The 7,941-nt window shown below is 66.9% G+C and carries 8 protein-coding genes; 2 read left to right on the top strand and 6 right to left on the bottom strand.

Going from position 1 to position 7,941, the window contains the following annotated elements:
* Both ACLBYD_RS04190 and ACLBYD_RS04185 read left to right on the top strand, forming a co-directional pair.
* On the top strand, positions 1-743 hold a 743-nt coding region (locus tag ACLBYD_RS04190; protein WP_447815506.1), incomplete at its 5' end, for an ATP-binding domain-containing protein.
* 139 nt (positions 744-882) lie between these two features.
* Positions 883-2,310, top strand: coding sequence for a lipase maturation factor family protein (locus ACLBYD_RS04185; protein ID WP_447815505.1), 1,428 nt, complete (start codon positions 883-885; stop codon positions 2,308-2,310).
* 24 nt (positions 2,311-2,334) lie between these two features.
* Here ACLBYD_RS04185 and ACLBYD_RS04180 read toward each other — a convergent pair whose 3' ends face one another.
* From ACLBYD_RS04180 to ACLBYD_RS04155, 6 genes are all read right to left on the bottom strand, one after another.
* A complete protein-coding gene (locus ACLBYD_RS04180; RefSeq protein ID WP_447815504.1) occupies positions 2,335-2,919 on the bottom strand; it encodes a hypothetical protein in 585 nt (194 codons plus the stop codon).
* 76 nt (positions 2,920-2,995) lie between these two features.
* Positions 2,996-3,550 (bottom strand): sugar O-acetyltransferase, encoded by a 555-nt coding sequence (locus ACLBYD_RS04175; RefSeq protein ID WP_447815503.1) that lies wholly within the window; start codon positions 3,548-3,550, stop codon positions 2,996-2,998.
* Positions 3,551-3,620: 70 nt separating this feature from the next.
* A complete protein-coding gene (locus ACLBYD_RS04170; protein WP_016693896.1) occupies positions 3,621-4,700 on the bottom strand; it encodes an ABC transporter ATP-binding protein in 1,080 nt (359 codons plus the stop codon).
* A gap of 33 nt (positions 4,701-4,733) precedes the next feature.
* A complete protein-coding gene (locus ACLBYD_RS04165; RefSeq protein WP_447815502.1) occupies positions 4,734-5,624 on the bottom strand; it encodes a carbohydrate ABC transporter permease in 891 nt (296 codons plus the stop codon).
* Complete coding sequence (locus tag ACLBYD_RS04160) at positions 5,621-6,586, bottom strand: carbohydrate ABC transporter permease (protein WP_006550640.1); 966 nt, start codon at positions 6,584-6,586, stop codon at positions 5,621-5,623. The genes ACLBYD_RS04165 and ACLBYD_RS04160 overlap by 4 nt, the downstream gene beginning before the upstream one ends.
* Positions 6,583-7,938, bottom strand: a complete 1,356-nt coding sequence (locus ACLBYD_RS04155; protein WP_447815501.1) for an ABC transporter substrate-binding protein — start codon at positions 7,936-7,938, stop codon at positions 6,583-6,585. Before ACLBYD_RS04155 ends, ACLBYD_RS04160 begins: the two co-directional genes overlap by 4 nt.
* Between the last annotated feature and the right edge of the window lie 3 nt (positions 7,939-7,941).

The raw sequence follows: 7,941 nt of genomic DNA, 5'->3' as shown, positions 1-7,941 counted from the left end.
TCGTGCGGCTGAGTCGCGGCCGCCGCTTCGGTGGTGCGATCGCCGAGCTGGCGGTGGCCGTCCGCAAGGGCGCCGGCGACGAGGTACTCGACATCCTGCGCAGGGGCGACCCGGAGGTCTCGTTCGTGGCCCCGTCCGACCTCGACGCCCTGCGCGACGACATCGTCCGTTCCGCCGCCGAGGTCACCAAGGCCGCCGAGACGGGCGACGTCGACACGGCGCTCAAGCGCTTCGAGGAACACCGGTTGCTGTGCGCGCACCGCGACGGCCCGGCCGGTGTGCAGTGGTGGGCGCGGCAGGCCGCCGAGTGGATCGGGGAGGCCGCGGGGCAGCGACTCGATCCCGAGAGCTGGTATCCCGGCCGGCCGCTGCTCGTCACCGCGAACGACCACGACATGCAGATCTACAACGGCGACACCGGCGTGGTCGTGCGGTGCGGCGACGAACTCGTCGCGGCGTTCGCACGCGGCGAGACGCCGTTCGAACTGCGCCCGAGTCAGCTCCCGGCGGTGAGCACCGTCTACGCAATGACGATCCACCGCAGCCAGGGCAGTCAGTACGGCACCGTCTCGGTGGTGCTGCCCGATTCCGGATCGGCGCTGCTCACCCGCGAACTGCTGTACACCGCGATCACGCGTGCGCGGTCGCACGTGCGGATCATCGGGACCGAGGACGCGGTACGCGCGGGCGTGGCACGGCAGGTGCTCCGAGCGAGTGGGCTGCGGCGGGAGATCCGCGTGTAGCCGGTCGGTCTCCGCACCCGAATCGAGTGAGGACGAGGCCCGATCCCCTCGACCCATCGTCGCAAGACTGTCTCCGTCGGCGAACCGGACGTGGCATGCTCGAGATGGCGCGCACGACAGACGACGAACGAGCCGAGCGATGGACTGGTTGGACGCGGACGGGTACACGATCGGGCGGCTGCTGGTCACCCGTGGACTCGCGGTGCTGTACGCCGTGGCCTTCCTCGCGGCCCTGCTGCAGTTCCGGGCGCTGATCGGCGAACGCGGCATCCTTCCCGCCCCGCGCTTCCTGGCGCTCACATCGTTCCGGCAGTCGCCGAGCCTGTTCCACTGGAGATACTCCGACGGTCTGTTCACCGTGGTTGCCGCGGTGGGTCTCGTGCTGTCGGTGGTGACGGTGCTCGGTGTCACCGAGCAGTTGCCGCTCGTGGTCTGCATGCTCGTGTGGTTCGTGATGTGGTTGCTGTACCTGTCGATCGTCAACGTGGGTCAGGTCTGGTACTCGTTCGGCTGGGAGTCGCTGCTGCTCGAGGCCGGTGTGCTCGCGATCTTCCTGGGCAATGCCGATACCGCGCCGCCGCTGTTCGTGCTGATCCTGCTGCGCTGGTTGCTGTTCCGGCTCGAGTTCGGTGCCGGGCTGATCAAGATGCGCGGCGACCGGTGCTGGCGCGACCTGACGTGCCTGTACTACCACCACGAAACCCAGCCGATGCCCGGCCCGCTCAGCCGGTACTTCCACCTGATCCCGCGGCCGCTGCACAAGGTGGAGGTGGCGGGTAATCATTTCACGCAGCTCGTCGTGCCGTTCGGGTTGTTCCTGCCGCAGCCGGTCGCCGGGGTCGCCGCACTGATCATGATCGTCACGCAGTTGTGGCTGGTGACGAGCGGCAATTTCGCGTGGCTCAACTGGATCACCATCGTCATCGCGCTGTCGGTGGTGCCCGACAGTTTCTACGGGCTGCTGATCGACTCCACCACGACCTACGGTCCGACACCGATCGCGTTCACCGTCGCCGTGGTGGCGCTGACCGTGCTGGTCGCGGTGCTCAGCTACTGGCCTGTGGCGAACATGATGTCGCATCGGCAGGCGATGAACGCCTCGTTCAACAAGTGGCACTTCGTGAACACCTACGGCGCGTTCGGCACCGTCACACGCACCCGACGGGAAGTGATCGTCGAAGGCACCACCGATGCGGTGGTGACACCGGCGACGGAGTGGCGCGAGTACGAGTTCAAGGGCAAACCGGGCGACGTGTATCGCAGGCCTCGTCAGTACGCGCCGTACCACCTGCGTCTGGACTGGTTGATGTGGTTCGCGGGGATCTCCCGCGACTACGCCGCGGGGTGGTTCCCGCGGTTCGCGGGAAAACTGCTGGAGAACGATCCGGCCACCGTGAAATTGCTCCGGCACAACCCGTTCCCGGACGAACCACCCCGTCTGGTGCGGGCCCGCCTGTTCCGCTACCGCTTCGCCACGCGCGCCGAACGACGCGCGACGGGCCAGTGGTGGATGCGGGACGAGATCGGCGATTTCATGATGCCGATGGCACGCGACGACCTGCCCTGACCACTCCCCGGATCACCGCTGCGGTCACCACACCTCGCCGCCGGTCTCCGACACGGTGAATCCATGGGTGTCCGTCTCGCACGTGAGACCGGTCTTCTCGTCGACGGTGCACGTGAACGGATCGACGGTGAGAGTGCTGCCGTGGGGCAGCGTCTTCGGGGCACCTCCGAAATCCGTGAATGCGATGTCGCCGATGCTGACCCACTCCCCGGGGCTGTCCCCTTCGAGCATCAGGGCGTTCGCGGGCACCAGCACGTCCGGCGCGCCGCTGCCGGGGACCCGGGGTGCACTCGCCGGCATCGTGCCCTGGCAGCCTGTCAGGGGAGCGGTGTGGACGAGGATGGCGCATCCGAACTGCCCGCCCGGCGACGCGAAGTAGTACACGCCTTCGCTGGTCGCGGCGTAGTCGTCGGGGTCGACCGGCTTCGGTGCGGCCGTGGTGGTCGTGGTCGTGGGCGGCGCCGACGAGGTGGCGGTGGTGCTCGCCGGCTCGGTGGGTGCTTCGGATGCGGTGGCCTCACCCTCCACGCTCCGCGAACACCCTGCCGCGACGAGTGCCGCACCCGCGACGACGACGAAACTGACGAGGCGTGCGCGGCGACTGATCATGCGGGGCAGCATAGCGAGCGCCGGGATCGACGCAAGTTCCGCTCCGATCGACTCGGAGGCGGTGGCTTCGATCGGCTCAGAGCCGGCGCGTCACCCGCGCAGGTACGCCCGTCGCCACGACGTTCGGCGGCAGGTCGCGGGTGACCACCGCGCCGGCTCCCACGACGGTGTTCTCGCCGATCGTGACGCCCGGTCCGACGGTCGCGCCACCGCCGAGCCACACGTTGTCGCCGATCGTGATGGGTTGCGCCGATTCCCACTTCGCGCGGCGGAGATCGGGATCGAGCGGATGAGTGGGGGTGAGGAGTTGCACATTCGGGCCGATCTGCACGTCCGAGCCGATCGTGATCGGCGCGACGTCGAGCATGATCGCGCCGAAGTTGACGAATGTCCCGTTCCCCACGGTGATCCGGTACCCGTAGTCCACCTGCAGTGGCGGCCGGATCTCCACGTCGTCACCGATCGAGTCGAACAACTCCTCGAGCAGCGCGCGACGCGCATCCGGATCCGCTGCACTCGACGCGTTGTACTTCTCGGTCAGCAGCGCTGCCCGCAGCGCGTCGGCGGCGAGTTCGGGATCGTCGGCGATGTAGAGTTCGCCGGCCAGCATCCGTTCCTTCTGCTCGCCCACTGAGGATCCTTCCGTCTCGCCGACTGAGGATCCTTCCGTCTCGCCCACTGAGGATCCTTCCGTCGCCGGGTCAGTCGCCCACCCGCTCTCCGGTGTCGACGTGGAACAGGTGCACCGTACCTTCGCGCTTGCGCAGGTGCACGGTGTCGGCGAGGCGTGCGGGGGTGCGGACCAGGGCCCGCGCGACCACCTGATTGCCGGTGCCGGGCACCCGCGTGTACAGGTACGACTCGCTGCCGAGTTCCTCGACGAGTTCGACGACGGCTTCGACGCCCTCGTCGGCGATCTCGAAGTCCTCCGGCCGGATCCCGGCGGTGACCTCCTCGATGCCTGCGGAGTGCAGTCGCGCGATGCGGTCGCGTTCGACGGGGATGACGGTGCTGCCCACGACGACTCCGTCGTCGACGACCTTCGCGCGGAGCAGGTTCATCGACGGCGAGCCGATGAAACCGGCGACGAACGCGTTGGCGGGACGGTCGTAGAGTTCGGTGGGGCTGGAGAACTGCTGCAGCACTCCGTTCTTCAGGACGGCGACGCGATCGCCCATCGTCATCGCCTCGACCTGGTCGTGGGTGACGTAGACGGTGGTGGTGCCGAGACGGCGTTGCAGCGCCGCGATCTCGGTGCGGGTCTGCACGCGCAGCTTCGCATCGAGGTTCGACAACGGTTCGTCCATGCAGAACACCTGGGGCTCACGCACGATCGCGCGTCCCATCGCGACACGCTGGCGCTGACCACCGGACAGCTTGGCGGGCTTGCGGTCGAGGAACTGGGTCAGGTCCAGGATCTTCGCTGCTTCCTCGACCTTGCGGCGACGCTCGTCCGCGCTCACGCCGCGCATCTTCAGGGCGAAGCCCATGTTCTCGGCGACCGTCTTGTTCGGGTACAGCGCGTAGTTCTGGAAGACCATCGCGATGTCGCGGTCCTTCGACGGCACACCGGTCATGTCCTTGCCGCCGATGGAGATCGACCCCTCGTCGATGTCCTCGAGCCCGGCGAGCATGCGCAGCGCGGTGCTCTTGCCGGATCCGGACGGTCCGACGAGGACCACGAACTCGCCGTCCTCGATGTCGAGGTTCAGCGAATCGACCGCGAAGGTGTCGGAGTTCTCGTAGATGCACGAGGCGTTGCGGTAGGTGATGTCGGCCATGGTGGAAGTCCTTGCTGGTAAAGGGAATCGGGTCTACTTGATGGCGCCGAACGACAGGCCGCGCACGAGCTTGTTCTGAGCGAGCCAGCCCGCGAGCACGACGGGCAGCGCCGCCATCGTCGCGGCGGCGGACAACCGGGCCCAGTACAGGCCCTCACCGGTGATGAAACCGACGAGGAAGACGGGGATCGTCTGCGCCTGGACGGCGGTCAGGTTGACGGCGAAGAAGAACTCGTTCCACGAGAAGATCACGCAGATCAGGGCGGTCGCGGCGATGCCGGGGGAGACGAGCGGCAGGATCAGCTCGCGTACCGCCGTCCACAGGCTCGCGCCGTCCATGCTCGCCGCCTCGAGCAGCTCGCCCGGGACCTCGAGGAAGAACGACCGCATCATCCACACCGCGATGGGCAGGTTCATCGCCGTGTACAGGATGATCAGGGCCCAGATGTTGTCGAGCAGGCCGACGTTCGCGACGATCACGTACAGCGGGATGATCGCGGCGACGATGGGCAGCATCTTCGTGCTGATGAAGAAGAACAGTACGTCCTTGGTCTTCTTCACCGGCCGCAGCGACAGCGCGAAGGCCGCCGGCACACCGAGCAGCAGGACCAGTGCCGTCGAGACGATGGTGGCGAACGCCGAGTTGAGTAAGGCCGTGCCCACTCCGGTCTCGAACACCGCCCGGAACTGGTCGAGTGTGGGGGTGAAGAAGAACTTCGGTGGGTCGGAGTAGGCGTCGGCCTCCTGCTTGAAGGCGGTGAGCACCATCCAGAAGACCGGGAAGAAGAATCCGATGGCGGCGATCCACGCGACCACACCCCAGGGATTGAACTTGCGGTTCTTGCGCTTCCGGGCCGTGCGCATGACACGGCCGGTGGGTGCCGTGGTGTCCGAAGCCTGCGGCTGCGTGGCCGTGGTGCTCATGCCGCTTCCTCCTTGCCGGTGAACGATGTGAAGATCAGGCGCAGTGCGAAGGTGGCGATGACGATCGTGCCGATGACGACCACGACACCCATTGCCGCCGCCTGGCCGATGTCGAAGCCGAGGAACGCGCGCTGGTAGATGTAGAACGGCAGGTTGGAGCTGGCCGTGCCGGGTCCGCCCTGGGTCATCATGTAGATCGCGTCGAACGTGTTCACCAGGTAGATCGCACCGAGAACGGTGCCGAGTTCGATGAACCGGCGCAGATGCGGCAGCGTCAGTTCGCGGAACAGTGCGAAGGCTCCGGCGCCGTCGACGCGGCCGGCCTCGAGGATGTCGCGGGGCATCGACTGCAGGCCGGCGAGGATGAGCAGCATCATGAACGGCGTCCACTGCCACACCAGCGCGACCATCACGGCCGGGAGCGGGAACCGGCTGATCCAGTCCACCTCTCCCAATCCGAAGGGGGAGAGAACGAAGTTGACGATGCCGAAGACGGGATCGAACATCGACGTCTTCCAGATCAGTGCACTGGCGACCGGGGTGACGAGGAACGGCGTGATGAGCAGGGTCCGTGCGATACCGCGGCCGAGGAACGCCCGGTCGAGCAGGAGCGCGAGGAGCAGCCCGAGTATCACGGAGATCAGGACCGTGCCGACGATGAGGATCACCGTGTTCAGGGTGACCTGCCAGAACTGGCTGTCCTGGAAGACATCGACGTAGTTCTGGAGTCCGACGAACCGGCGGGAGCCGGGGCTGACGAGGTTCCAGGATTGGGTCGAGTAGTACAGCGTGAACAGGAACGGGATCTGTGTGACCACGATCGTGAAGATCAGGGCCGGGAGCAGGGGTCCGCGTCGGCGCCATCCCTCGGCCCGAGAGATCTGCTCCTCCTTCGCTTCCCGTACGGCGCGGATGCGCTCGTCGGCGTCCGGTGCGGGACGCTGCGCTGCAGGTGCGGTCATCGGTCCTTCTCCCGGTAGGTCGCGCCGACGGCCTCGGCGTACTTCTGTGCCTGGTCGAGGGCGTCCTCGACGCTCTGCCGTCCGGCGATGGCGGCGCTGATCTGCTGGCTGACCCGGGTGCCGAGATCCTGGAACTCGGGGATGGCCACGAACTGGATGCCCGTGTACGGGACGGGGTCGACCGTGGGGTTCTGCTGGTCGGCTCCCTCGATGGATTCGAGGGTGATCGGGCCGTAGGCCGCGGCGGCCTCGGCGTATTCGGGGATCTCGTAGGTCGACAGTCGGCTGCCCGGCGGCACCCGCTCCCAGCCGAGTTGCTCGCCGACGGTGCGCAGGTACTGCTGGTCGGTCATCCACGAGATGAACTTCCACGCGTCCTCGGTGTGTTCGCTGCTCGCGGGGATGCCGAGCGACCACGTGTAGAGCCAGCCCGAGGGGTCCTTCTCCTGGACGGGCGCGGCCGCATAGCCGATCTTGCCGACGACGTTGCTCGACGCGGGATCCTCGAGGGTCGAGACGGCGGAGGTGGAGTCGTACCACATGGCGACCCGGCCCTGCGCGAGTTGCGTTGCGCACTCGCTGAATCCGCTCGTCGCGGCACCGGGCTGACCGTACTCGCGGACGAGGTCGACATAGAACTGCACCGCTTCGCGTACCTCGGGACTGTTCAGCTGCGCATTCCAGTTCTCGTCGAACCACCGTCCGCCGAAGGTGTTGATGACGGTGTCGAGCGGTGCGAGCAGCTCACCCCAGCCGGGCTTGCCGCGCAGGCAGATGCCGTTGATGTCGGGGCCGTCGAGTTGCGATGCGGCCTCGGCGACCTCGGTCCAGGTCGGCGGGTCAGACAGCGTGATGCCGGCCTGTTCGAACAGGTCCTTGCGATACATGAGGAACGACGATTCGCCGTAGAAGGGCACCGAGTACAGATCGCCCTCGTACGAGAGTGCTTCGCGCAGCGAGGGAATGATGTCGTCGGCGTCGTAGCCGTCGGTCTGCTCGATGTACGGTGACAGATTCGTGAGCCAGCCGTACTCCGCCCACTGGGGAGTCTCGTAGTTGCTGATCATCACGACGTCGAACTCGCCACCGCCCATCGCCGTGGACGCGGTGATCTTGGCGCGGGCCTGGTTCTCGGAGAGGGTGACGAACTTCAGGTCGATCTCCGGGTTCTCGGCCTCGAACTGCGACGCGAGTTGCTGTGCGTCCTGCATCTGGGAGTTCGACACCATCGCGATGGTGACGGTGCGGCCGGACGTACCGATCGATCCTGCACCGGCACAACCGGTCAGTGCGACGCTCAGGGCCACGGCTCCTGCCGCGGCCGCGCGGATGGATCTTCTTGCTGTAGGCACGAT

It is taken from the genome of Rhodococcus sp. C26F (assembly GCF_053345925.1).
The sequence above is the reverse complement of the archived record's forward strand: the minus strand, read 5'-3'. Positions and strand labels throughout refer to the sequence as shown.

What these genes read in the sequence shown, in the direction of transcription:
- ACLBYD_RS04165 (WP_447815502.1), bottom strand. Translation starts at nt 5,624, where the DNA reads ATGAGCACCACGGCCACGCAGCCGCAGGCTTCGGACACCACGGCACCC.
- ACLBYD_RS04185 (WP_447815505.1), top strand. Translation starts at nt 883, where the DNA reads ATGGACTGGTTGGACGCGGACGGGTACACGATCGGGCGGCTGCTGGTC.
- ACLBYD_RS04180 (WP_447815504.1), bottom strand. Translation starts at nt 2,919, where the DNA reads ATGATCAGTCGCCGCGCACGCCTCGTCAGTTTCGTCGTCGTCGCGGGT.
- ACLBYD_RS04170 (WP_016693896.1), bottom strand. Translation starts at nt 4,700, where the DNA reads ATGGCCGACATCACCTACCGCAACGCCTCGTGCATCTACGAGAACTCC.
- ACLBYD_RS04160 (WP_006550640.1), bottom strand. Translation starts at nt 6,586, where the DNA reads ATGACCGCACCTGCAGCGCAGCGTCCCGCACCGGACGCCGACGAGCGC.